General features: G+C 63.1%; 20 protein-coding genes and 1 tRNA gene. 16 read left to right on the forward strand and 5 right to left on the reverse strand.

The features are described from left to right. Nucleotides 1–6: 6 nt before the first annotated feature. The 5 genes from aroKB (at nt 7) to O3298_RS22945 (ending at nt 7980) form a co-directional block, all read left to right on the forward strand. On the forward strand, nt 7–1626 hold the full coding sequence (gene aroKB / locus O3298_RS22925) for a bifunctional shikimate kinase/3-dehydroquinate synthase AroKB (protein WP_369811624.1): 1620 nt from the start codon (nt 7–9) through the stop codon (nt 1624–1626). 1 nt (nt 1627) lies between these two features. After that, the gene (locus O3298_RS22930) at nt 1628–2776 is read left to right on the forward strand and encodes a deoxyguanosinetriphosphate triphosphohydrolase (protein WP_305060600.1); all 1149 of its coding nucleotides are present in this window, start codon (nt 1628–1630) and stop codon (nt 2774–2776) included. Between the two features lie 145 nt (nt 2777–2921). After that, nucleotides 2922–3632 (forward strand): sulfate reduction electron transfer complex DsrMKJOP subunit DsrO, encoded by a 711-nt coding sequence (gene dsrO, locus O3298_RS22935; RefSeq protein ID WP_289905775.1) that lies wholly within the window; start codon nt 2922–2924, stop codon nt 3630–3632. 3 nt (nt 3633–3635) lie between these two features. Further along, entirely contained in the window at nt 3636–4748 is a 1113-nt protein-coding gene (gene nrfD, locus O3298_RS22940) for an NrfD/PsrC family molybdoenzyme membrane anchor subunit (protein ID WP_289899517.1), read from the forward strand. 10 nt (nt 4749–4758) lie between these two features. Next, complete coding sequence (locus tag O3298_RS22945; RefSeq protein ID WP_305060601.1) at nt 4759–7980, forward strand: molybdopterin dinucleotide binding domain-containing protein; 3222 nt, start codon at nt 4759–4761, stop codon at nt 7978–7980. On the opposite strand, the gene O3298_RS22950 is transcribed toward O3298_RS22945, so the two are convergent. From O3298_RS22950 to mutM, 5 genes are read right to left on the reverse strand one after another with little or no spacing between them, the layout of a single operon-like run. Further along, entirely contained in the window at nt 7977–8600 is a 624-nt protein-coding gene (locus tag O3298_RS22950) for a response regulator transcription factor (protein ID WP_305060602.1), read from the reverse strand. The genes O3298_RS22945 and O3298_RS22950 overlap by 4 nt on opposite strands. Beyond that, nucleotides 8597–10390: a sensor histidine kinase gene (locus O3298_RS22955; protein ID WP_305060603.1), complete on the reverse strand. Its 1794-nt coding sequence runs from the start codon at nt 10388–10390 to the stop codon at nt 8597–8599. Before O3298_RS22955 ends, O3298_RS22950 begins: the two co-directional genes overlap by 4 nt. Next, nucleotides 10390–11553, reverse strand: a complete 1164-nt coding sequence (gene mutY / locus O3298_RS22960; protein WP_305056625.1) for an A/G-specific adenine glycosylase — start codon at nt 11551–11553, stop codon at nt 10390–10392. The genes O3298_RS22955 and mutY overlap by 1 nt, the downstream gene beginning before the upstream one ends. A 38-nt stretch (nt 11554–11591) precedes the next feature. Continuing rightward, complete coding sequence (locus O3298_RS22965) at nt 11592–13493, reverse strand: dynamin family protein (RefSeq protein WP_305056626.1); 1902 nt, start codon at nt 13491–13493, stop codon at nt 11592–11594. A 22-nt stretch (nt 13494–13515) separates the two neighbouring features. Next, complete coding sequence (gene mutM, locus O3298_RS22970) at nt 13516–14352, reverse strand: bifunctional DNA-formamidopyrimidine glycosylase/DNA-(apurinic or apyrimidinic site) lyase (protein ID WP_289905767.1); 837 nt, start codon at nt 14350–14352, stop codon at nt 13516–13518. A 167-nt stretch (nt 14353–14519) separates the two neighbouring features. Between mutM and O3298_RS22975 the strand changes: the two genes are divergently transcribed. From O3298_RS22975 to O3298_RS23025, 11 genes are all read left to right on the forward strand, one after another. After that, nucleotides 14520–16304, forward strand: coding sequence for a tetratricopeptide repeat protein (locus O3298_RS22975; protein WP_305060604.1), 1785 nt, complete (start codon nt 14520–14522; stop codon nt 16302–16304). 73 nt (nt 16305–16377) lie between these two features. After that, the gene (locus O3298_RS22980; protein ID WP_289899511.1) at nt 16378–17016 is read left to right on the forward strand and encodes an outer membrane lipoprotein LolB; all 639 of its coding nucleotides are present in this window, start codon (nt 16378–16380) and stop codon (nt 17014–17016) included. After that, nucleotides 17013–17897, forward strand: a complete 885-nt coding sequence (gene ispE / locus O3298_RS22985; RefSeq protein WP_305060605.1) for a 4-(cytidine 5'-diphospho)-2-C-methyl-D-erythritol kinase — start codon at nt 17013–17015, stop codon at nt 17895–17897. Before O3298_RS22980 ends, ispE begins: the two co-directional genes overlap by 4 nt. Before the next feature lie 78 nt (nt 17898–17975). Continuing rightward, nucleotides 17976–18052: transfer RNA gene (locus O3298_RS22990), tRNA-Gln, on the forward strand. A 150-nt stretch (nt 18053–18202) separates the two neighbouring features. Next, the gene (locus O3298_RS22995) at nt 18203–19153 is read left to right on the forward strand and encodes a ribose-phosphate pyrophosphokinase (RefSeq protein WP_034753270.1); all 951 of its coding nucleotides are present in this window, start codon (nt 18203–18205) and stop codon (nt 19151–19153) included. Nucleotides 19154–19319: 166 nt separating this feature from the next. Beyond that, on the forward strand, nt 19320–19928 hold the full coding sequence (locus O3298_RS23000; protein WP_077408940.1) for a 50S ribosomal protein L25/general stress protein Ctc: 609 nt from the start codon (nt 19320–19322) through the stop codon (nt 19926–19928). Nucleotides 19929–20043: 115 nt separating this feature from the next. Next, nucleotides 20044–20628, forward strand: coding sequence for an aminoacyl-tRNA hydrolase (pth, locus tag O3298_RS23005; RefSeq protein WP_289912372.1), 585 nt, complete (start codon nt 20044–20046; stop codon nt 20626–20628). A gap of 216 nt (nt 20629–20844) precedes the next feature. Beyond that, nucleotides 20845–21936, forward strand: coding sequence for a redox-regulated ATPase YchF (gene ychF, locus O3298_RS23010; RefSeq protein WP_086145737.1), 1092 nt, complete (start codon nt 20845–20847; stop codon nt 21934–21936). A gap of 6 nt (nt 21937–21942) precedes the next feature. Beyond that, on the forward strand, nt 21943–22971 hold the full coding sequence (locus O3298_RS23015) for a glycosyltransferase family A protein (protein WP_305060606.1): 1029 nt from the start codon (nt 21943–21945) through the stop codon (nt 22969–22971). 56 nt (nt 22972–23027) lie between these two features. Beyond that, nucleotides 23028–23579 (forward strand): dTDP-4-dehydrorhamnose 3,5-epimerase family protein, encoded by a 552-nt coding sequence (locus O3298_RS23020; protein ID WP_305056630.1) that lies wholly within the window; start codon nt 23028–23030, stop codon nt 23577–23579. Nucleotides 23580–23600: 21 nt separating this feature from the next. Beyond that, on the forward strand, nt 23601–25013 hold the full coding sequence (locus tag O3298_RS23025; RefSeq protein ID WP_305060607.1) for a lipopolysaccharide biosynthesis protein: 1413 nt from the start codon (nt 23601–23603) through the stop codon (nt 25011–25013). Nucleotides 25014–25073 lie beyond the last annotated feature (60 nt).

A 25073-nucleotide genomic window follows, 5' to 3' on the forward strand; every position in this document is an offset into this window, starting at 1 on the left:
GGCCTCATGGGCGCAGGCAAAACCACGATCGGGCGCATCCTGGCCCGCAAGCTGGGCTTGCGCTTTGTCGATTCCGACCACGAAATCGAGGCACGCACGGGAGCGACCATCCCGTGGATCTTTGAAATCGAGGGCGAGGCCAGCTTTCGCCGGCGCGAGGCCGAGGTCATCCGCGACCTGAGCGCCCAGGAAGGCATCGTCATGGCCACCGGCGGTGGGGCCATCCTCAACGCCGACAGCCGCGCCTACCTGAAGGAACGGGGTACGGTCGTGTACCTGCGCGCCAGCGTCAGCAACATCCTCGCGCGTACCAGCCACGACAAGAACCGCCCCCTGCTGCAGACGGCCGACCCGCGCCGCAAGCTGGAAGAATTGACGTCCCAGCGCGAACCCCATTACATGGAAGTGGCTGACATTGTCATCGACACGGGCCGTCCTAACGTACAATCGATGGTTCAGACCATCCTGATGCAGTTGGCCAGCCTCGAATGCGAGGCCTCGCCCAATTGCGTCATTCATGCAGAGCCTTCGATGAACGAGCAATCCAAAATGTTGTTGAGCGTAGACCTCGACGAGCGCAGTTATCCGATCGCCATCGGTCCCGGCCTGCTGGCCGACGCCGATGCGCTGCTGCGCCATATCAGCGGCCACAAGGTGGCCATCGTCACCAATACCACTGTCGCACCCCTGTATCTGGGCCGCCTGCAAGCGGCGCTGGCCAGCGATGGCCGCGAAGTGATCAGCATCGTCCTGCCGGACGGCGAAGAATATAAAAACTGGGCCAGCCTGATGCAGATCTTCGACGCGCTGCTGGCCAATAAATGCGACCGCAAGACCACCCTGGTGGCCCTGGGCGGCGGCGTGATCGGCGACCTGACCGGCTATGCGGCGGCCAGCTATATGCGCGGTATCGGTTTCGTGCAAGTGCCCACCACCTTGCTGGCGCAGGTCGATTCCTCCGTCGGCGGCAAGACGGGCATCAACCACCCGCTGGGCAAGAACATGATCGGCGCCTTCTACCAGCCGCGCGCCGTGATCGCCGACACCTCGACCCTGGAAACCCTGCCGGCGCGCGAGCTGTCGGCCGGCCTGGCCGAAGTGATCAAGCATGGCGCCATCATCGATGCGGCCTTCTTCGACTGGATCGAGGCGAACATGGCCAAGCTGATGGCGCGCGACAAGGGTGCGCTGGCTTACGCGATCGCCCGCTCGTGCGAAATCAAGGCCGACGTGGTGCGCCAGGACGAGCGCGAAGGCGGCTTGCGCGCCATCCTGAACTTCGGCCACACCTTCGGCCACGCCATCGAGGCGGGCCTCGGTTACGGACACTGGCTGCACGGCGAAGCCGTCGGCTGCGGCATGGTGATGGCGGCCGACCTGTCGTGCCGCATGGGCTATATCGACCAGGCGGCCGTGGAGCGCGTGCGCGCGCTGGTCGCCGCTGCCGGCCTGCCGGTCAAGGCGCCGGACCTCGGCGTCGAGCGCTGGCTGGAACTGATGGAAGTGGACAAGAAGAACGAGGGCGGCGCCATCAAGTTCATCCTGTTGCAACCCCTGGGCAGCCCGAACATCACGTCCGCGCCGCACGAACTGGTGCTGGCTACCCTGGCCGCCGGAGTGCAATAACATGTTGCCAGAAGACTTCCTCGCCCCGTATGCGGCCCACTCGGCACAGGGGCAGGGACGTCGCTTTGCCGAGGCGCCGCACGCCTCGCGCAGCCAGTTCCAGCGCGACCGCGACCGCATCATCCATTCCTCGGCCTTCCGTCGCCTCGAGTACAAGACCCAGGTGTTCCTCAATCACGAGGGAGACCTGTTCCGCACGCGCCTGACGCACAGCCTGGAAGTGGCGCAAGTGGGTCGCTCGATCGCGCGCAACCTGCGCCTGAACGAAGACCTGGTCGAAGCCATCGCGCTCGCGCATGACCTGGGCCACACGCCGTTCGGCCACGTGGGCCAGGACGTGCTCAATGAGTGCATGCAGGCGCACGGCGGCTTCGAGCACAACCTGCAAAGCCTGCGCGTGGTCGATACCCTGGAAGAGCACTACGGCGCCTTCGACGGTTTGAACCTGATGTTCGAGACGCGCGAAGGCATCCTGAAACACTGCTCCTTGGCGCATGCGCGCGAACTGGGCCCCGTGGCCCAGCGCTTCATCGACCGCACGCAACCGACCCTGGAAGCGCAGCTGACCAACCTGGCCGATGAAATCGCCTACAACAGCCACGATATCGACGATGGCCTGCGTTCCGGCCTGATCACCATCGCCCAGCTGGAAGAGGTGGAATTCTTCGGCCGCCTGTGGCGCGAGGTGCAGCAGGCATTCCCCGGCCTGTCCGGCCGGCGCGCCATCTACGAAACCCTGCGTCGCCTGATCACGGCCCTGGCCGACGATCTGATCGTCACGTCGACTTCCCTGATTGCGGACGCCGCTCCCCGCGACGTCAGCGAAGTGCGCGCCAGTCCCCCGCTGATCCGCTTTTCGGACGCCATGCGCAAGGATGCGACGGAGCTCAAGCGCTTTTTGCGCGCAAACCTGTACCGCCACTACCAGGTCAACCGCATGCGCGTGAAGGCCAGCCGCATCGTGCGCGAACTGTATGACAGCTTCATGGACGAACCGGCCCTGCTGCCGCCCGACTATCAGCTTATTGGCCATGACAGGGATGGCACGGTCACGCAGCAGGCGCGCAAGATCGCCGACTACATCGCCGGCATGACGGACCGCTACGCGATTCGCGAGCATCGCCGGCTGTATTCGCTCGACGAGTTGTAAGGGCATTACCCCCATTCCTCTCCCCTGTCAATTGGCATGATCATCTAGGTTCCCACCCGATCACCCCAATACCCCCGTAGCGCCTTCTTTTCTATCATGGCAGCAAGTCAACAAGGGCTTGCCGCCCATAGTCAAGGAGAGTGTCATGATTGAATCGCGCCGCAGTTTCTTGCGCGCCTTGCCAGCCGTAACCATCGGGGCGGCCATCGCGCCGCTGCCAGGCAAGGCGGCCACCAAGGGCGAAGGCGGCCAGCGCTGGGCGATGGTGGTCGATGTGCAGAAATGCATCGGCTGCCAGGCTTGCACGGTCTCCTGCATCATGGAAAACGCCGTGCCGGAAAACAGCTTCCGCACCATCGTCTCGACCTATGAAGTCAAGGAAGAGAACCGCTGCGGCACCTACATGCTGCCGCGCCTGTGCAACCACTGCGCCAATCCCCCCTGCATTCCCGTCTGTCCCGTGGGCGCTACATTCCAGCGCAAGGACGGCGTCGTCGTCGTCGATGGCGACCGCTGCGTGGGCTGCGCCTACTGCGTGCAAGCCTGCCCGTACGACGCGCGCTTCATCAACCACGAAACGGGCAAGGCCGACAAATGCACGTTCTGCGCGCACAGGGTCGACGAAGGCTTGCTGCCCGCCTGTGTGGAAACCTGCGTGGGCGGTGCGCGCATCTTCGGCGACCTGAATGATCCGGACAGCGTGGTGCACCAGCTGCTGACCGAGAACAAGGTGAAGGTGCTGAAACCCGAGCAGGGCACCCAGCCCCACGTGTTTTACCTGGGACTGGACACGCGCTTCGCGGGCCACGTCGAGGGCGAAGCGACTCTTTGGCAACCGAGCAAACACGGGAAATAAACCATGGACAGCCACATCACCGAAATTCTCAACGTCACGCGCGAAGCGGCATGGCTGCCGTGGGCGGTGCAGTATTTTTTCCTCATCGGCCTCAGTTATGGCAGTTTCATGCTGACCCTGCCGTATTTCGTCTTTGGCCGCAAGGCGTATGAACGCCTGGGACGCATCGCGCTGCTGGCATCCCTCGTGTGCGGCATGACGGCGCCCGTGGCGCTGCTGGCCGATTTGCACGGGCCGGGCCGCTTCTATCACTTCTACATTTATTTCCAGCCGCAGTCGTGGATGTCGTGGGGTTCGTTCTTCATTCCCCTGTACCTGGGCTGTTTGATGCTGTACGCGTGGCTGGCGCTGCGCGTGGATTTCGCCACGCGGGGACAGGGCCAGGACCGCCTGGCCTTCGCCTACCGTTTGCTGGGGCGCGGCGGCGCCGCATCCTTGCGGGCCATTCGCGTCGCCGCTGCCTTCACCTTGTTGGCCGCCTTCGTCGTGGGCCTGTACACGGGCATGGAAGTGATGGTGGTGCGTGCCCGTCCCCTGTGGTTCACGCCTTTCCTGCCGGCGCAGTTTGCCGCCACTGCCTTTGTCGGGGCCGTGGGCCTGGCGCTGCTGTTCAACCGCTTCCTGCCGGGCCGCGACCAGGCCCTGGAAGTGTCCTTGAACCGCGCGCTGGCCCTGTCGCTGGCGCTGGTGCTGGCACTGGGCGGCGGCTGGCTGTTCGTCAGTCTCTCCGGCGTGAGCGCCAGCCACAGCATGGCCTTTACGCAGGTGGCGGGCATGCCGCAATGGCAGTTCACGGCCGTCTGGGCCGTGCTGTCGGCCATCGTGCCGATGGCGCTGGCCATCTGGCGTCCGGCCACGAGTGGCCTGGCCAATGGCCTGATCGCGCTGCATAGCGCCTGGATGATGCGTTGGACGATTTTTATCGGCGGCCAGACGATTCCGAAGACGGGCGCAGGCCTGTACGACTACCACCTGCCGATGGGGAACGATGGCTTGCTGGGCATTATCGGCACGGCCGGCCTGTGGATCGCGCTGCTGTTGCTGATGCTGGAATTTTTGCCATGGGCGGGACGCGTCGTCGCTGGTCGCAGCCGTCCCGTCATGGCCACGCACTGAGGAGTCAAAAATGAACGATCAAATACACAACAACGCACACAACGACGTCCCTGACGACGAAAACGAAAAACGCCGCAAGCTGTTGCGCTACGGCGCCATCGGCGGCGGCCTGGCCGCGTTTGCCGCCAGCTTTTCCACCACGGCCGGCCGCATGGTCGACCATGCGCTGGGCAAGGATAAACCCGTGCAGAAACTGCATGGCAATTCCCTGCCGCCCGAGTTTTCCGTCGATACGGCCACGGGCAAGCTGACGGTCAATCCCGACCAGCAAGTGAGCTACACCATGTGCATGGGCTGCACCACGTTTTGCGGCGTGCGCGTGCGCCTCGATAAAAAAAGCGGCAAGGTGCTGCGCGTGGCGGGCAATCCCTACAGCCCCCTGTCGGCCGACCCGGCGCTGCCGTATCAAACCTCGATCCGCGACAGCTTTGTGTCGCTGTCGCGCTTCCAGGAAAAGGGGCTGAAGGGCCGTTCGACGGCTTGCGGCCGCGGCAACGGCGTGCTGGAACAGATGGAGTCGCCGTTCCGCGTGCTGGCGCCTATGAAGCGTGTAGGGCCGCGCGGCGGCGGCCAGTGGGAACCGATCGCCTTCGACCAGTTGGTGAAGGAAGTGACGGAAGGCGGCGACCTGTTTGGCGAAGGCCACGTGGAGGGACTGCGCGCCTTGCGCGAGCTGGAAAAGCCGATCGATCCGGCGCAGCCGGAACTGGGCCCGCAAGTGAACCAGGTGGGCCTGATGTGCAGTACCGACGATGGCCGCCTGGCGTTCGGCACGCGCTTTTTCAAGCAGTCGTACGGCAGTTTGAACCTGGTCAACCACGGTTCGTATTGTGGCGGCGCCTACCGCAGCGGCTCGGGTGCCATGTTCGGCGACATGAAGAAGATGCCGCACGCGAAAGTGGACCTGGAAAATACGGAATTCTGCATTTTCGTCGGCACGGCGCCGGGCAATGCGGGCAACCCGTTCAAGCGCCAGGGCACCCTGATCGCGAAAGCAAGGTCGGGCAAGCGCGAATTCAGCTACGTCGTCGTCGACCCCGTGCTGACGAACGCGGACAGCCTGGCCGCGGGCGACCGCAGCCGCTGGGTACCGATCAAGCCGGGTACGGATGGTGCGCTGGCCATGGGCATGATCCGCTGGATCATCGAGCACGAACGCTATGACCGCAACTTCCTCGTGCAGCCGAACCTGAAGGTGGCGGAAGCGGCGGGCGAGGCCGCCTGGTGCAATGCCACGCATTTGATCATCAACGAGAAGGGCCATCCGCGCGATGGCCGCTACCTGCGCGCGTCGGATATGGGCGCGGTGGAGTTGTCGGAAGAAGAGCGCTACAAGGATGGCGACGCCTTTTGCGTGATCGACTCCGCCACGCAAGCGATCGTGCCGCACAATGCCGCCGAGGGTGAGGCGCGCCTGTTCTTCGACGGCCCGCTGGATGTGGCGGGTGCACCACTGCACCTGAAGACGGCTATGACGATGCTCAACGAGGAAGCGCAGCGCCACAGCATGGATGAATACGCGGCGGCCTGCGGCATTTCACGCGACATCATCGAAGGGCTGGCGCAGGAACTCACCAGCCATGGCAAGCGCGCCGCCGTCAATGCGCACGGCGGCATGATGTCGGGTGCGGGATTCTATAACGCGTATGCGCTGGTCATGCTCAATACCCTGATCGGTAACCTGAATCGCAAGGGCGGCACCCTGGTCAACGGCGGCAGCTTCAAGGATGCGGGACCCGGTCCGCGCTATAACCTCGAGAGTTTCGACGGCGAGATCAAGGCGGCCGGCATGCCGATCGGGCGCAATGTGCCGTATGAAAAAACCTCGGAATTCAAGCTGAAGAAAGAAGCGGGCAAGGCGTATCCGGCGAAGGCGCCGTGGTATCCGAATGCGCCCGCGCTGGCCACCGAGTGGCTGACCAGCGCCATGAATGGCTACCCGTACACCTTGAAGGCGCTGATCCTGTGGAGCTGCAATCCCGTCTACGGCATCACGGGTTTGCGCGCGCAGATCGGCAAAGAGCTGGCCGATCCGAAGAAGATTCCCCTGATCGTCGCCATCGACCCCTTCATCAATGAAAGCTCGGCGTTTGCCGACTACCTGCTGCCCGATACCTTGCTGTATGAAAGCTGGGGCTGGGCTGGCGCCTGGGGCGGCATGCCAGTCAAAATGAGCACTGCGCGCTGGCCCGTGGTCGAACCGCGCGTGCAAAAGACGCCGGACGGCCAGACCATCTGCATGGAATCGTTCTTCATCGCGCTGGCGAAAACGATGGACTTGCCCGGTTTCGGTCCAGAAGCCTTGCAGGACATGGATGGCGAGCGCTTCCCCTTGCAGCGCGCGGAAGACTGGTATCTGCGGGGCGGCGCCAACATCGCCTGGCAAGGGAAAACGTCCGTGCCGGAAGCTAGCGACGACGATATCGAACTGTCCGGCGTGGCGCGCATCCGCCCCGAACTGGAGCGCACCTTGAAGCCGGAAGAGTGGCGCAAGGTGGCCTTCATGCTGGCGCGGGGAGGGCGCTACCAGAGCTATGGCGAAATGTTCGGCCTGCGCCTGCCGCCACCGGCGAACCCCAAGGCACCCGTGGCTCCTGCACCCGTGATCGACGAGACGCCGTATCCGCAGGACTGGTCCACGCACCGCTATCTGAAACCGATGATGCTGTACAACGAGGGCCTGGGCGTGAGCAAGAACAGCTTGAGCGGCAAGCGTTTCCCCGGCACGCCCGCGTGGCGAGTGGCGGCGTTTGCCGACGGTACGCCCGTGCGCAAAACCTATCCGGCCAGCGAGTGGCCGTTCGAGTTGATCAGCTTTAAATCGGCGCTGCAGAATTCCTACAGCATCGGTGCGCGGCGCTTGCGCGGCATCCATCCGGACAACCCGGTCGCCGTGCATCCCGACGATGCAGCCCGCTTGAAGCTGGAAAATGGCGATGCCATTTACCTGGAAACGCCTGGCGGCAGGGCCAGGGCCACGGTGATGCTGCGCCATGGCGTGCAGCGGGGCGTGATCGCCGTCGAACACGGTTTCGGCCACAAGGAGCACGGTGCGCGCGCCCACCGCATCGGCAAGCTGCGCCAGCCAGATGAGCCGGCCATCGGCGCGGGCATCAACCTGAATGACCTGGGATTGACGGACCCGAGCCGCGGCGACAAGAACGTGTTTGTCGATCCCGTCTCGGGCACGTCGGTGCGGCAGGGGCTGCCGGCGCGTATCGTGCGGGCTTAAATCTCGCCGCTGGCCATCAGCAGCCGGGCTACCTCGGCTGCTGAATGCAACCCCAGTTTTTCCATCGTGTTATGGCGGTGCACCTGCACCGTCTTGTCGCTGATGCCCAGTTCGCGGGCGATGACTTTCGAGGCTTTGCCTTCGGCCATCAGCAATGCCACCTCGCGCTCGCGCGCGGTGAGCCTGGCCAGCGCCGATTGCGCCGTATTCGCGCTGGCGGCGCTGCGGCTTTCTTCCACGCTGCGGGCCACGGCCCGGCTGACGGCGTCCAGCAGCACCTGGTCCTTGCACGGCTTCTCCAGGAAATCGCAGGCGCCCGCCTTCATCGTGTGCACGGCCATGGCCAGGTCGCCGTGGCCGCTTAAAAAAATCACGGGCAGGGAGATGGCGTGCCCGGTCCTGTTGTTCAACTCCTGTTGCAGTTCCAGTCCGCTCATCAAAGGCATGCGCACGTCGAGCAGCAGGCAGCCGGGCACATGGCCAGCGTAGCGCTGCAGGAAGTCGCGCGCCGACTCGAACGTCTCGACCTTCCAGCCCGCCGAATCGAACAGATAGGCCAGCGAGCGGCGCATGGCGGCGTCGTCGTCGACGACAAAGATGATCGCATCGCTTTCATTCATGGTGTTTCCTTGTTGGCTCCCAGGCCGGTATCTTCGGGCAGGCGGAACCAGACCGTCAAGCCTGGTGCATCGGCGTTGGCGTGCGCCGACAGGCTGCCGCCGAACGATTCGATGATGCTTTTGCTGAGCGACATGCCCAGGCCCAGGCCTTCGGCCTTGGTGGTAAAGAAGGGTTCGAACAGGCGCGCCATCTGCGCCGCTTCCAGGCCGCAGCCGGCGTCGCGCACGGCCACCGTGCAGGCGCCGTTTTCCCGGTGCAGCAGCACGCCGATGGCATGTTGCGGATTGTCGTTTTCTACCTGTGCATCGAGCGCATTCTTGAGCAGATTGAGCAGCACCTGCTGCACTTGCTGCGGGTCGGCCAGCACGCGCGCCTCAGGACTGGTGCTGTCGTGGCGCCAGGCTATCCTCGCTTGCGGATGGGCTGCGCGGAACAGGGCCACGGCTTGCTCCACGGCGTCGGCCAGGGCGAAGGCCGTGCTGTGCGCGGGACGCTTTTGCGCCATCGCGCGAATGTGACGGATGATGGCGCCCGCGCGTTCGCTTTGCGTGGCGATTTCTTGCGCGCCGTCGAGCAGGGGCGCCGCATCGAGCCGGCCTGCCGTGATGCGGCGCGCCATGCCGCGCGCGAAATTGCCGATGGCGGCCAGCGGCTGGTTCAATTCATGCGCGATGGCGCTGGCCATTTCGCCCAGAATCGCCAGGCGCGCCGTGTGGTCGAGCGTGGCCTGGCGCTGGCGCGCCTGCTCTTCCAGCGCGCGCTGCTGATGCTGGGCGGCGCGCAATTGCTCCGTGCGCCGGCTGACCAGGTATTCCACGCGCACCGTGTGCACGGCCCAGGCCACGAGCAGGGCCAGTACCAGCAGCATCCAGCCCCAGTAGCGGCGCAACGCCGTCTCGAACGTCAGCTTGTCCAGGTAGGCGTAGGGACCGATGCGCAGGTCGCGGAACAGTTCATCGACGATCTGGTAATCGCTAGGTACCGTCCAGCTGTAGCCTTCGTCCGTGCGGGGCATGGCCAGCAGGGCCTGCGCCACTTTTTTCGCCAGCGCGGGCGGCGTCTGGCGCAGGGCCACGAAGGGCCAGTCCGGATACAGCCGCGACGAGCTGGCGCAGCGAAAACCGGGAATCGGGCGCGTGGTGATCACGCGCAGTTCCTCGGCCCGTACTTCGCCGCGCGCCACCATCTGTTCGAGCAGGCAGGTGCGCACGATGCCCGCATCCATGTGCCCCGCACGCACGGCGTCGATGATCTGCTGCGACGGGAAACCGCTATAGCGCAGGCTGGCAAAATCATGCGCGGGATCGATGCCCGCTTCGCGTAGTTCGCGCGCGGCGATCTGGTAGCCGCCAAAGGCGTCGGGCGCCACGGCCATCACGTTCTTGCCCGCCAGGTCGGCCAGGTCATGTAGTGGCGACGCGCTGCGCACGACGATGGCCGATCCGATGGCTTGGCGCGGTGACTCCGTCCATGGCGATTCCAGGGTGGCGATGCGGCTGGCGCCATCGCTGTGCTCGAGCGCCACGTAATGGCCGCTGCTGGTGATGGCGAAGGCGATCGCTTGCGACTGCACGGCGCGCGTCAGGCCCGCCTGGTCGTAGTCGGCCAGGATGAAACGGATGCCGGGAATGCTCGCCTGCAGGTGGCGCGTCACATACGACCAGTCCTGCTGCACGGCGTCGCCGCCCTTGTAGGCCAGCACGCCAATTCTTACCTCGGGCAGGTCGTTCGCCGCATGGGCGCCGTGCAGACACAGCGCCGCCAGCGCGAGCAGTACAAAATGCCGCACTAGAACATGCTGCGTTGCGCCGCGCGCGCATCGCCGAACAGGTCCAGCAGCAGTTTCTTGATGGGGGCGGGCAGCGGCGCGTCCGCGATTTTCGCGCCGTCATACCAGACGTGCGTCGCTTCCCCGGCCAGCGCCAGGCGGCGCGCCAGGGTGATGCGGCAGGGAACGATGTGCAGTTTGTAGTGGGTAAACACGTGCACGATGGGCAGCAGTCGTTCCTGCGTCTCGATTGCGCCGAACGGCGCCACGGCGTGCGCCAGCAGCTCCTGATCGATGTCGCGCACACAGTCCTCGCCGGCCAGCACGTGGCCATCGAGTTCCGGCAGCGACAGCAAGCCGCCCCAGATGCCGGAACCGGGACGCTGTTCCAGCAGCACTTGGCCATCGTCGATGATGACCAGCATGACGGCGTGTTTTTCGGGGCTGGTTTTCTTTGGTTTGCGCACCGGCAGATCCTTGGTGCGGCCGGTGGCGTAGGCCACGCAGCGAGGCTGCAGCGGGCAGCGGCCGCAATCGGGGCTGCTGCGCGTGCACAGGGTGGCGCCGAAGTCCATCAGGCCCTGCGTGTAGGCTTCGATACCTGTCTCCGGCAGCAGCGCTTCGGCACGGCGCCACATGGCTTCCTCGACCCGTTTTTCGCCGGGATAGGCAGCGATGCCGAAGGTGCGCGCGAAGACGCGTTTGACGTTGCCATCCATGATGGCCGCGCGCGTGCCGCTGGAGAACGCGGAGATGGCGGCCGCCGTCGAGCGGCCGATGCCGGGCAGGTCGGCCAGCAAGGCCGGGTCGCTGGGGAAGACGCCGTCGTATTCGGCCACCACGCGCTGTGCGCACTTGTGCAGGTTGCGCGCCCGCGTGTAGTAACCGAGGCCGCTCCACTGCGCCATCACGTCTTCCACCGGGGCGCTGGCCAAATCGCGCAGGGTAGGGAAGCGTTCGAGGAAGCGCGCATAGTAGCCGAGTACCGCGGTGACCTGCGTTTGCTGCAGCATGATTTCGGACAGCCAGATCAGGTAGGCGTCGCGCGTGTTTTGCCATGGCAGCGCATGGCGGCCATGCTGCTTTTGCCAGGCGATGACGGTGGCGGAAAAAGTCGGGTCGATATAATCTTCAATGGGGGCCACGCCCGTGGCGGGCGAGAGCGGATGCAGCAGACGTTTCATGCAGGGTTCCAGTATCTTGTGGCGTGTTGTTGCGTGTTTTATGTGGCGCTGGCCGTGCGCAAGGCAGCGAGCAATTGCGCCAGCTGCGCCTTGTCGCGTTCGAGCGCCGCCAGGCTGGCTTCGAAGCCGGCGATTTTCTGTTCCAGGCTGCCCGTGGCGTCGTGGATGCGCTGGATCGAGGCAAAGCGCAGTTTCAGCTGTTCCTTGTATTCGACGATCTGCGCTTCGAGGGGCGCCATGATGACTTTCAGCCAGGCGCTGGCGTCGTCGTTGGCGTTGGTGAAACTGCGGCGCACGCGTGAGGCGATGGTGTCAAAGAATTTCTCCATCAGCACGACCCGGCTGGTGGTGAGCAGGGTGGCCGTGCCGAACTGCTTGTGATACACGGCTTCGATATCGGCGATCTCCTGGCGGTAGCGGGCCAGCGAAAACGGCATCGGCAAGGCCAGCGCCAGGCCATGTTCGGTGGCGAATTTGCGGTACATCACGTTCATCATTTCCGTGATCTCGGCCGTCTTGCCTTCCGAACGGTCCAGGTTCCGGGTGATGCGCTCGAAATACTGGCGCACGGCTTCGCGCAAGCCCGTGAAAAAGCGGCTGCGCTGCATGGCGGCGCGCACGCCATCGATATCGTCGCGCACGATGTCCATGCCCAGGCTCGTATAGAGTTCCGTCGACAGGCGCGTAAACACGGCGCGCGTGGCCTGCAGCTTGAACAGGCTGCTGTCGAATTCCTTCTTCTCGATATCGACGCGGCGCATCATGTGCGCGATCACGCTCTGGTTCTTGCCGCGCAGGCTGTGAAGCTCGTGCAGCTGCTCGGCGATGCCGCGCGCGCGCGCCGCCGCCTGCACCTGCTGCGCCGCCTCGATGGCGTCCAGGTCGAACGCCAGCTGGCGCCGGATGATGTCCTTGCGCGCGGGGATCAGCTCCTCGAACAGGGCCGTCTCCAGCGGCAGCAAACGGCTCTTTTCCAGCAGCGCCGCATCGTGGTTGATCTTGCCCACCAGGGCCTTTTGCGCCGAGACGGGAAACACCTGGCCGGTGTCCAGTGTCAGCAGATGTGCCACGCTGGCCTGCTGGCGTTCGATGGCTTGCGCCACCTCGGCATCGCCGCGCAATTCGTCCCACATGCTGTCGATCTTGTTGAGCACTACCAGGCGCCCCGCGCCGGCGCCTATATGGTTGCGCCACACTTCGATATCGCTGCGCGTGACGCCCGTGTCGGCCGCCAGGATGAACAGCACCGCGTGCGCATTCGGGATCAGGTTCAGGGTCAGTTCCGGTTCCGTGCCGATGGCGTTCAGGCCGGGCGTGTCGAGAATCACCAGGCCCTGTTTCAGCAGCGGATGGGGGAAGTTGATGATGGCGTGGCGCCACATGGAAATTTCCACCTGGCCGTCCTCGTCGAGCATGGCGGGGGCGTCCGCGTCGTCGGCGTCGTACAGGCCGTAGCGCGCCGCTTCTTCCTGGCTGACTTTCTTTGTCAGGCTGACCTGGCGGATGGCTTCCTGCATGTCGCCGCCCGCCTCGATATTCAGGGGCAGGACGGTCCAGGCGGCGGGGAGGTCGCGGTAGTCGCTGGTCGACAGGTTCTGCGCGCGTGTCTCGATGGGCAGCAGCCGGATCGATGGGGGCCAGGCTGCGTCGTACAGCAGCTCGGTGGGGCACATGGTGGTGCGGCCCGCACCCGAGGGCAGGATGCGCTGGCCATAGCCGGCAAAGAAGATGGCGTTGATCAGCTCGGATTTTCCGCGCGAGAATTCCGCCACGAAGGCGACGGACAGGCGGTCGTCAGTCAGGCGGGAGCCACAGCGCGCCAGGCGCAGCGCGGAGGCGCCGTCGACCAGGCCCGCCGCGCTGGCGGCTTGCCGGTATGCCTGCAAGGCGGCCTGCACGTCCTGCCGCCATGCGCTGTATTGTTCCAAGTCTCTGACCATCTGGCTCCCTCTGTGAGTGTGGCTACTTTTGGCAATTCACGCAGTAAAACGTGGAACGCTGTCCCTGCACGATTTGCCGGATCGGCGCGCCGCACACGCGGCATGGCTTGCCCGCGCGGTTGTACGTGAAATACGTCTGCTGGAAGTAGCCGGACTGGCCGTTGACGCCGATGAAGTCGCGCAGGGTGCTGCCGCCCTGCACGATGGCTTCGGCCAGCACGTCGCGGATCGATTGCGCCAGTTTCTCATAGCGGGCCAGGCCGATGCGCCGGGCTGGCGTCTTCGGGTTGATCCCCGCGCGGAACAGGCTTTCGGAACAATAGATATTGCCCACGCCGACGACGATGTCGCCCGCCATCAGCACCTGCTTGATGTTGGTGCCCTTGTTGCGCGTTTTCTCGAACAGCAACTGGCCCGTGAAGCCGCCTTCCAGCGGTTCCGTGCCCAGGCCGCGCAGCAGCGCGTGACCATCCAGCGGGCCGTCGGCCTCGTCATGCCACAGCACGGCGCCGAAGCGGCGCGGATCCGTCATGCGCAGCACCTGGCTGCCGCCGTCCGCGTCTTCCACGACGAGGTCGAAATGGTCGTGCTTTTGCGCCTCGGTCCCCGTGGGCAGCACGCGCAAATGGCCGGACATGCCCAGATGGATGATCAGGGTGCCGTGGCGGAAGTGGATCAGCAGGTATTTGCCGCGCCGCCCCGTCAGGCCGATGGTTTGCCCCGACAATTGTTCGCCCAGGGCAGGGGGGAAGGGCCAGCGCAGGCCGTCGCGGCGCAGCACGACGGCACGCACGGCGCGCCCTTCGATGTGGGGCGCGACACCGCGCCGTGTGACTTCGACTTCTGGCAATTCTGGCATAGGGCTCGAATGGTGGAAAACCGGATAAAAAACAGGCGGGTCGCCGGCCGATGGCTGGCCCGGGCACGCTACGCCGCCACGACGTATATATTTCGTTACATACGTGAAGTACGCGATAGCCGCGTTGGGCGTAGAATCAAACTTTGCCGTTTAGCCAGGATCAGCCTTTGAAAAACGCTTTCGCCATTGTAACCTTGTCCGCCCTGATGGCCACGCATGCCATGGCACAGACGCCTGTTGCCCCCGCCGATGGGGCGGCCAGTCCCGCTGCGGCCGCTGCGCCGCCAGCGCCCGGTATCGAGTCCGGCGACGACGCCAAGGGCGAGAAGCTGCCCAAGGTCGAGTTGAGCAGCGATTTGCTGTACAAGCTGACCAAGGCTGAAATGGAATTCAAGAGCGGCCAGTGGCAAGGGCCGTACGTGACGATGATGGTGGCGGCGCAGCAGACGCGCGACCCGCGCCTGGCGCGCCGCGCCTCCGAAATGGCGCTGGCCGCCAAGCAGGGCGGCGAAGCGCTGGCGGCCATCCGCCTGTGGCGCGAGCTGGCGCCCGAATCGGATGAGGCGACCCAGTTCTTCCTCGGCTTCGTCGTCTTGACGGACAAGATCGAAGAAGCGGAACCGATTTTTGCCGAGCGCCTGGCCAATGCGCCGCCGGGTGCACGGGGCGTGGCCCTGTTCCAGATGCAGCAAATCCTGTCGCGTTCGAATGACAAGCTGTATGCCTATTCGATGGTGACGCGCCTGGTGCAGCCCTACCTGGACATGTTCGAAGCCCACCTGGTGCTGGCGCAGGGCGCCTTGTCGATCGGTGAGCGTGAACGCGCCATCGGCGAAGCGAACAAGGCGTTGGCGATCAAGCCGAACTCCGAGCTGGCCGCGCTGACCCTGGCGCAGGTGACGGGCGAACCCGAGGCGGCAGGCAAGGTGCTGGCCGCCTTCCTGCAAAAGAATCCGGACGCTGTCGAGGTGCGCGGCGCGTATGCGCGCCTGCTGGTCGAGCAAAAACAGCTGGAGCCGGCGCGCGACCAATTCCTGCTGCTGCTGAAAAGTCAGCCCGACAACCTGGGCGGCCTGTATGCGCTCGGCATCGTGGCGTTGCAGCTGGAAGATACCAAGGGCGCGGAGCAGTACTTCAAGCGCTTCCTGGCCGTGCTCGACAAATCCCCTGGCGACGCGCGCGATCCGTTCAAGGCCCTGATGATACTGTCGCAGATCGCCGAAACGCGCGGCGACACGGCCGGCGCCATCGCCTGGCTGGACAAGATCGACAACAGCGCGTCCGCCGGTTATGTCGAGGCGCGTTTGCGCCGCGCCCAGCTGATCGCCCGTGGCGGCAATCTCGATGCGGCGCGCAAGGCGCTGACGGAAATCGAAACGGACGATCCGGCAAGCCAGGCGCAGGTGCTGCTGGTCGACGCGCAATTCCTGCGCGATGCCGGCTACGTGCAAAGCGCCTATACGGTGCTGGAAAATGCCTTGCTGCGCTTCCCCGATAATCCGGAATTGCTGTACGACTACGCCTTGCTGGCCGAGCGCCTGGATAAACTCGAACTGATGGAAGCGAGCCTGCGCCGCGTGATGGCGCTGGCGCCCGACAATCAGCACGCGTATAACGCCCTCGGTTACTCGCTGGCCGAACGGGGCATCCGCCTGCCGGAAGCCCATGCACTGATCGAAAAAGCCTTGCAGATGGCGCCGGGCGACCCGTTCATCATGGATAGCATGGGCTGGGTACAGTTCCGCATGGGTAACCTGGCTGCCGCGGAAAACGCGCTGCGCCGCGCCTATGCCGTGCGCAGCGACCCGGAAATCGCCGTCCACCTGGGCGAAGTGCTGTGGCAGAAGGGCGACAAGGCCGAAGCGCAAAAGCTGTGGCGCGAGGCGCAAGGCAAGGATCCGAAAAACGATGCGCTGAAAAGCACCCTGGCGCGCTTGAATGTCAGTTTGTGATTGAACCGATTAACTCAACTATGAGAAACCAGCGCCATGGCGCTGGTTTTTCCTTGTGCCCATGTCCAAACCCATGTCCAAACATTTCCTGCCCCTGACGGTCCTGTGCCTGGCCCTCTCGGCCTGCTCGACCCTGACTTCTCCCTTTTCATCCGGCGCCGCGCCATCGGGCGAAGCCGTCGCGCCCTACCGGGAACAGGTGGAGCTGACGGGCCGTTTGAACGTCGTGTACCAGAAGGATGACAAGCCTGAATCGGCCACCGTCAATTTCAACTGGCTGCAGACGGCCGCGCGCACGGATGTGACCCTGTATACGCCCGTCGGCAGCACCTTGGCGACGATCGCCGTCACGCCGCAGCAGGCCGTGTTGACGCAAAGCGGCAAGGCGCCGCGCAGCGCGCCCGATGTCGATACCCTGAGCGCGCAGATGCTGGGCTGGTCCCTGCCCGTGTCGGGCTTGCGCGACTGGCTGCAAGGCTATGCCGTGGGGGCCGATGGCAAGCGCTTCGTCGCGTCACCGGCCAATGACAGCGTGACAACCAAAGACGGCTGGCGCTTGCGCTATGTGTCGTGGCAAGATGCTGCTGAGAATACACCGGGCGCCTTGCCCCAACCGCGGCGTATCGATGCCGAACGCACCACCAGCGCGCAGGCCGATGCCGTCTCGCTGCGTATCGTGCTCGATGCCGCCCCATCCACACCTGCACCATGACATTGACGACCCTGAATCATTGCCCGGCTCCCGCCAAGCTGAACTTATTTCTGCACGTTAACGGTCGCCGCGCCGATGGCTACCATCTGCTGCAGACGGTATTCCAGTTGCTCGACCATGGCGACACCTTGCACTTCGCGCTGCGCGACGATACGCTGATCCGCCGCGTGACGGCGCTGGCCGGCGTGCCGGAAGAGCAGGACCTGATCGTCCGTGCCGCGAAACTGCTGCAGGCGGAAGTGCTGCGCCGCACGGGCGCCTTGCCGCGCGGCGTCGATATCGCCATCGACAAGGTGCTGCCCATGGGCGGCGGCCTGGGGGGCGGTTCGTCCGACGCGGCCACGGCCCTGATGGCCTTGAACCGCCTGTGGCAAGCGGGCTTGAGCCGCGAGGAATTGATGGCGCTGGGCTTGCCGCTGGGGGCAGATATCCCGTTTTTCATCTTTGGCGAGAACGCCTTTGCCGAAGGCGTGGGCGAGGCCCTGCAGCCCGTCGCCACGCCCGAATGCTGGTATGTGGTGATCGAGCCGGGCGTGCAAGTGCCTACCGCCGCAATTTTTTGCGCGGAAGGCTTGACGAGAAATACCGAACCCGTCACAATAGCGGACTTTTCCAGGTACCTCGCAGAAGGAAACGATGCGGGCGGGTTTGGTAGGAATGATTTACAGCAAGTGGCATGCAGTCTTTTCAAGCCGGTAGCAGATGCGGTAGAATGGCTGGGTGCTTACGGTGAGGCCAGGATGACTGGTTCCGGTGCTTGTGTGTTTAGTGCGTTTGGCAGTCAGGAAGAAGCGGATGCGGTGCTCAGCAATGTGCCACCAATCTGGATCGCCTGGAAGGCAAAAGCGCTGAATCGCCACCCGATGCTCACGGTGTTGTAAAGAGCAAAAAAAGATTTTGCTTAGCGTCAAATAGTCGGTATAATACTGGCCAACATGACGGCAAGCAGTCAGTAACGTAGGGGAATCGCCAAGCTGGTTAAGGCACTGGATTTTGATTCCAGCATGCGAAGGTTCGAATCCTTCTTCCCCTGCCAAAATTTCACCGTAGTCTGTCGATGCGAAGTTAGCGTCCAGTACGGGAAAAAGCAGATATGTCGCCACGCGGCATATTCTAAACAATGACTGACCGGGCCTATGCCCGGTTAGTGCTTTTCAAGACTTCTATATCACCTCTTGGGACTCCCATGGCTTACGAAAACCTGATGGTTTTTACCGGCAACGCGAATCCAGCGTTGGCAGAGGGGGTCGCAAAAAACCTCGGCATCCCTCTCGGTAAAGCAAACGTTTCGAAATTCTCCGACGGCGAAGTAATGGTCGAGATTAACGAAAACGTACGCGGCAAGGATGTTTTTGTTTTGCAATCCACCTGTGCTCCAACCAACGACAGCCTGATGGAAATCATGCTGATGGTTGATGCCTTGAAACGTGCTTCCGCTGGCCGCATCACCGCCGCGATTCCTTACTTCGGCTACGCCCGCCAAGACCGTCGTCCACGCTCCGCGCGTGTGGCAATTTCGGCCAAGGTGGTGGCGAACATGCTGGAAGAAGCCGGTGTCGAGCGCGTCCTGATCATGGACTTGCACGCTGACCAGATTCAAGGTTTCTTCGATATCCCAGTCGACAATATCTACGCTTCGCCAATTTTGCTGGGCGACCTGCAAAAGAAAAACTACCAGGATCTGCTGGTGGTGTCGCCGGACGTCGGCGGTGTGGTACGTGCGCGCGCTCTGGCAAAACGCCTGGGCTGCGACCTGGCCATCATCGACAAGCGTCGTCCAAAAGCGAACGTGTCGGAAGTAATGAACATCATCGGTGAAGTCGAAGGCCGCAACTGCGTGATCATGGATGACATGGTCGACACGGCAGGCACCCTGACGAAGGCTGCCGAAGTGCTCAAAGAGCGCGGCGCGAAAAAAGTCGTGGCGTATTGCACGCACGCGGTCCTGTCGGGCCCGGCGATCGACCGTATTTCGGCCTCGCCACTCGATGAGCTGGTCGTGACCGACACGATCCCCCTGTCCGAAGCGGCCCTGGCCTGCGGCAAGATCCGTCAATTGACGTGCGCGCCGCTGCTGGCCGAGACGTTCAAGCGCATCATCAAGGGCGATTCGGTTATTTCCCTCTTTATCGATTAATTCGACAAGAGCAGCAACAGACGTCACCTGCGGCGCGACCGGCTTTTTGCCTGTTGCGCCGTAGTATTTTAGTTTTCGGGGCGCGTATGCGCCCATTTTCGAAGATTCCTGGTCGCGGGAATCTTCATAACACAAGGCGCAAGCCTTGTTCTTCTTGGAGTTTCACATGAAAGTTATCGCATTTAAACGCGAATTGCAAGGTTCCGGAGCGAGCCGCCGCCTGCGCATTTCCGGCCAAACCCCTGGTATCGTCTACGGTGGCGCTGAAGCCCCAGTGCTGATCTCGCTGGATCACAACGCCCTGTACCACGCGCTGAAAAAAGAAGTGTTCCACTCGTCGATCCTGGACCTGGAAATCGACGGCGTTTCCCAGCAAGTTCTGTTGCGCGACTTCCAAGTCCACGCATACAAACAACTGGTTCTGCACGCTGACTTCCAACGCGTTGACGCTAAGCAAGCTATCCACGTGAAAGTTGCTCTGCACTTCACGAACGCTGACGTTTCCCCAGCAGTCAAACTGCACGGCGCGACCATCAGCCACGTAGCCAACGAAATCGAAGTTTCGTGCCTGCCAGGCCAACTGCCAGAATTCATCAACGTTGACCTGTCGAACATCGACGTCGGTCACTCGCTGCACGTTGGCGACCTGGTCCTGCCAGCTGGCGTGACCGCGGTCACCCACGGCGCCAACCTGACCATCGCTACCGCTTCGGTACCGGCTGGCCACGTTGCTGCTGAAGCCGCTGCTGCTGAAGTTGTTGCTGACAAGAAGTAATTTTGCCGCCGCAGCAATGCGGTAGTCGCAAGGAAAAACCCGTCCGGTTCGCTCCGGACGGGTTTTTTTCTGTCCGTTTTCACCGATAATACGTTTTTACACTGCAGACACAGCCATGCCCATACGCCTGATCGTCGGCCTCGGCAACCCGGGACCCGAATACGAACAAACCCGTCACAATGCCGGTTTCTGGCTGGTGGACAACCTCGCCAACAGCTTGCCCGGCACGCGCTTGCAGCGCGATTCGCGCTACAACGCCATGCTGGCCAAGACTTCCATCGGCGGCAACGAAGTCTGGCTGCTCGAACCGCTGACCTTCATGAACCGCTCGGGCCAGTCCGTGGGCGCGCTGGCGCGTTTCTTCAAGATCGCCGCCGATGAAGTGCTGGTCGTACACGACGAACTCGATCTGATGCCCGGCATCGCGCGCCTGAAGAAGGGCGGCTCGGCCGGCGGCCATAATGGCTTGAAGGACATCACGGCCGCGCTGGGCACGCAGGATTACTGGCGCTTGCGCCTGGGTATCGGCCATCCGCGCACCCTGAGCCTGCAGCAGCAGGTGGCTGACTTCGTGCTGCACCGCCCGCGCCGCGAAGACCAGGAGCTGATCGAGCAAGCGATAGAAAAATCCTTGCAAGTCATGCCGCAGATCGTCGAAGGCAAGTTCGAGGCGGCGACCATGAAGCTGCATACGGTCTGAGAACAGGGCCTGATGGCGTCACGATACGACTGTTTTGGCGTCATTTGCCCATCATCGGACTGTTGAAGCGCGCGGGACACGGGTACAATTGACCCCTTGAAATGCAGCACACGCACTATCCCCGGAAAAGGGTGAACAATCGCCCCGTTTTCCCTAACAGCACGGCAAGCACGCCGATAGACGGCGCCATGTGCTTTGATTATTAAAGGTTTTCCCATGAGTCTCCAATGCGGTATCGTCGGCTTGCCGAACGTCGGCAAGTCCACCCTGTTCAATGCACTGACGAAAGCCGGCATTCCGGCTGAAAACTATCCGTTCTGCACCATCGAGCCGAACGTCGGCGTCGTCGAAGTGCCGGATCCACGCATGGATGCGCTGGCCGCCATCGTCAAGCCGGAACGCATGGTCAACGCCATCGTGGAATTCGTCGACATCGCCGGCCTGGTGGCGGGTGCATCGAAGGGCGAGGGCCTGGGCAACCAGTTCCTGTCGCACATCCGTGAAACGGATGCCATCGTCAACGTCGTGCGCTGCTTCGAAGATGACAACGTCATCCACGTGGCAGGCAAGATCAACCCGCTCGACGATATCGAAGTTATCCAGACCGAACTGGCGCTGGCCGACATGGGCACCGTGGAAAAAGCCATCCACCGCGAAAACAAGAAAGCCCGCTCGGGCGACAAGGATGCGGCCAAGCTGCTGGCCATCATGGAACGCATGATGCCGTACCTGAACGACGCGAAACCCGTGCGCGCGATGGGCCTGGACGCCGATGAAATGGAACTGATCAAGCCTTTGTGCCTGATCACGGCCAAGCCGGCCATGTTCGTGGCCAACGTGTCCGACTCGGGCTTCACGAATAACCCGCTGCTGGATCAGCTGACGGCCTATGCGCAATCGCAAAACGCCCCTATCGTCGCCATCTGCGCGGCGCTGGAAGCGGAAATCGCCGACCTGGACGACGCCGACAAGGGCGCTTTCCTGGCCGACATGGGCATGGAAGAGCCTGGCCTGGACCGTCTGATCCGCGCCGGCTACAAGCTGCTGGGCCTGCAAACCTACTTCACGGCAGGCGTGAAGGAAGTGCGCGCCTGGACCATCCCTGTCGGCGCCACGGCACCGCAGGCGGCCGGCGTGATCCACACCGACTTCGAACGCGGCTTCATCCGCGCGCAAACCATCGCCTATGACGACTTCATCGCCTACAAGGGCGAGGCGGGCGCCAAGGAAGCGGGCAAGATGCGCGCCGAAGGCAAGGAATACGTCGTCAAGGATGGCGACGTGCTGAACTTCCTGTTCAACGTCTAAGGACAGATGCTTGCTGGCGAGCGCCAGCAACATACTGCATTCGTCCATCGCGAAATGCCGCTCAATGTATTTGAGCGGCATTTTTTGTTTGTCTATTTGAAAAGGCCTGCCATGCAGCCGGAGAAACAACCGCTCGTTTCCATTGTCATGGCCACGTATAACCGGAGCAATATCCTCGGGTACGCTATTCAGTCGGCACTCGCCAGCACCGTGCAGGATTGGGAACTGATTATTGTCGGCGATTGCTGCACCGACGATACCGCCGAGGTGGTCGCCGCGTTCGGCGACGCGCGTATCCGCTTTGTGAATCTGGAAACCAATTACGGCGAGCAGACGGGGCCCAACAATCTCGGCGTCAGCCTGGCACGCGGCACCTATCTGGCATTCCTGAACCACGACGACCTGTGGTTGCCCGATCATTTGCAAAGCAGTATTGAAGTCCTCGAGCGCACCGCGGCCGACCTGGTCTTTGGCCTGGGACTGGTGGTTTTGCCGGTCGGGTATCACATGGTGGGGGCGCTGGCAGACGGCGTGCAACCGTACCGTCCGTGGATGGATGTGCCCGCTACCCTGTGGGTCATGCGGCGCGAGCTGGCCCTGCAGATCGGCCCATGGCAGCCCTCATGGGAAGTGCGCTGCTGGCCGTCGCAAGCCTGGCTGCACCGCGTATATCGCGCGGGGCGGCCGATGCTGGCCCATCCTCGCATCGGCGCCATCCTGATTCAGTCTGGCACCCGCAGCAATGCCTACCTGGACCGGCAACACGCCGAGCATGCGTTCTGGTGGACGCACATGCAAGATCCGTTGAATATTCTGCAGGCAGTCACCACGCTGTATGGCAAGGTGGGGCGTGAGCGTCTTATCGCACCGCTACAGTCCGCGATAACGGCCATGAAAGCATTGTCACGCAGTCTTTGTTATATGTTGGGGCTGTGGCCGCCGCATCCCGGCTTCTGGCTCAAATATTGGCGCAAAGGCACATTTTTACGTGAATTACGCCGCCGCCGGGGATTGAAGGACATGTCGCGACGATAGATAATACGGTTGCAATACATAAGAGCATTTTAATAAAAATTCTAGGGGTAAATCTGGTGGTTGAGAAAGATAACTGGTTGTTGGTTGGCGCGAAGCAAGATGGTGTCAGTATTACCAAGGAATGGAAGCCGACAACGCCTTCCTTGATCGATGGCGTGATTTTCCAGGAAATCAAGCCTGTCTTGACGGCGTACGGCAGCCTGACTGAAATTTTCCGCACCGAATGGGTGCCCGATGCTACAGCGCAGATTGGCCAGATATTCGCCTCGACCCTGGAGCCGGGCGGACTGAGCGCCTGGCATGCGCATGCCATCACGACGGACCGCCTGTTCGTGGCGGCAGGCCAGATGCGCGTGGTGCTGTACGACGCGCGCGAGGATTCGCCCACCTTTGGCATGCTCAACGAATTCAAGCTGGGCACCAGGCGTCCCGGCCTGCTCGTCGTGCCGCCGCGCGTCTGGCATGGCGTGCAAAATTACTGCAGCACTCCTGCCATCCTCGTCAATGCGGTGGACCATGCGTATCGCTATGATGCGCCGGACCACTGGCGCGTGCCGGCCGATTCGGACACGGTACCCTATCGCTTCTCCAACGACAGGCATGGCTGAGATGGCCGGCCCGGCTGAACGATGCGCCTGAACCGTCTCGCGGGTTTTTCAGCCGGCCCCATCTTGTCGCTGCTGTGCAGCTTTGCCGCTGTGCCTGCCGTGGCCTGGCTGTTTCCACCTGCCGACATCGGCAAGCTGGATTTCTTCATGACCGCATGCACGGTGGCCGGTTTGCTGCTGTCACTGGGGCTGGATAAGGCTTTCCTGCATGAATACCATTACAGCACCGCGCGTAGCGGCTTGCTGAAAGCGTGCCTGCTGCCGGCCGTGCTGCTCGCGCCCGTGGCGCTGGCCGTGATACTCGTGTTTGCCGCGCCCGTAGCACAACTGTTATTTGATGTGGCGCAACCTGCACTGGCTGTCCTGTTCGCTGCCGGCATGCTGAGCGCCCTGGCCAATCGCCTGATCGCGCAGCTGTTCCGCATGCAGGAGCGCGCCTGGGTATTCAGCCTGGCGCAGGTCTTGCCGAAAATGTCGCTGCTGTTGCTGCTGCCTGTCCTGTGGTGGGATCCGCAGCGCAATTTCGTGCACCTGGCAAGCATGGTCGTGGCCACTACCTGGCTGGTCACGCTATGGCTGTTGTGGCATGCGCGCGTATCGCTGGCGCAAGCCTGGAACACCGCCGTGGACCGGGTGCTGCTGCGGCGCCTGCTTTCCGAGGCTGCGCCCTTGCTGGTGAGCGGGATTTTTTATATGTTCATGTTGTCGGCTGGCATGGGTTTGCTGCGTTTCTTTGCCGGCTTTGACGAACTCGGCATTTATGCGCTGGCCACGCGCGTGGCCGCCGGCGCCTGGCTGGTGCAATCGATTTTTACGATTGTCTGGGTACCGCAAGTACACAAATGGGCGGCGGCCGGCGGCGGCCTGTCGAATATTGCGGCCATTTGCCGCCATGCGCAAGCCATCGTGGTGGTGGGCTTTTGCCTGGCGGGCGCCCTGGCCTGGCTGATCGGCTGGGTCTTGCCTCCCAACTATCACGGCGTCGCGTACTTGGCGGTGGCCACCGTCGGCCAGCCGCTGTTGTATGCCCTGGCGGAAGTGGCCGGCGTCGGCATCAATCTGGCCCGCCGTCCGGCATTTTCCATCGCCGCCTTTGCGGCCGGCTTGCTGGGCACCTTGCTGGCGGGCGCCGTGCTGGTGCCGCGCCATGGCGCCACGGGCGCCGCCGTGTCTCAACTGCTGGGCTTCCTCGTGTATTTTGTCGTCAAGACGGAGCTGGGCATGCGCGTCTGGCGTCCGCTGCCGCGCCGTTCGCTGTACCTGAGCACCGTCCTGCTGTCGCTGCTGGCGGCGGGCCACGCGTTTTTTGCCCAGCGCCTGGGGGTGCTTGCTCCGCTGGCGTGGAGCGTGCTGCTTGCTGCCGCACTGCACGTCTACCGGCCTTCGCTGTGGGTCGCTTTCAGGCTGTTCAGGCCCGTCCGGCAGCAGGGCTGAGGGCATTTGCTGCTCGTTGCCGTATTGCGTTTTCCTCGTCACTCCGCGTACAATGAGAAT

The organism is Janthinobacterium sp. SUN137 (genome assembly GCF_030587265.1).
GTDB classification, from domain to species: Bacteria; Pseudomonadota; Gammaproteobacteria; order Burkholderiales; family Burkholderiaceae_D; genus Janthinobacterium; species Janthinobacterium kumbetense.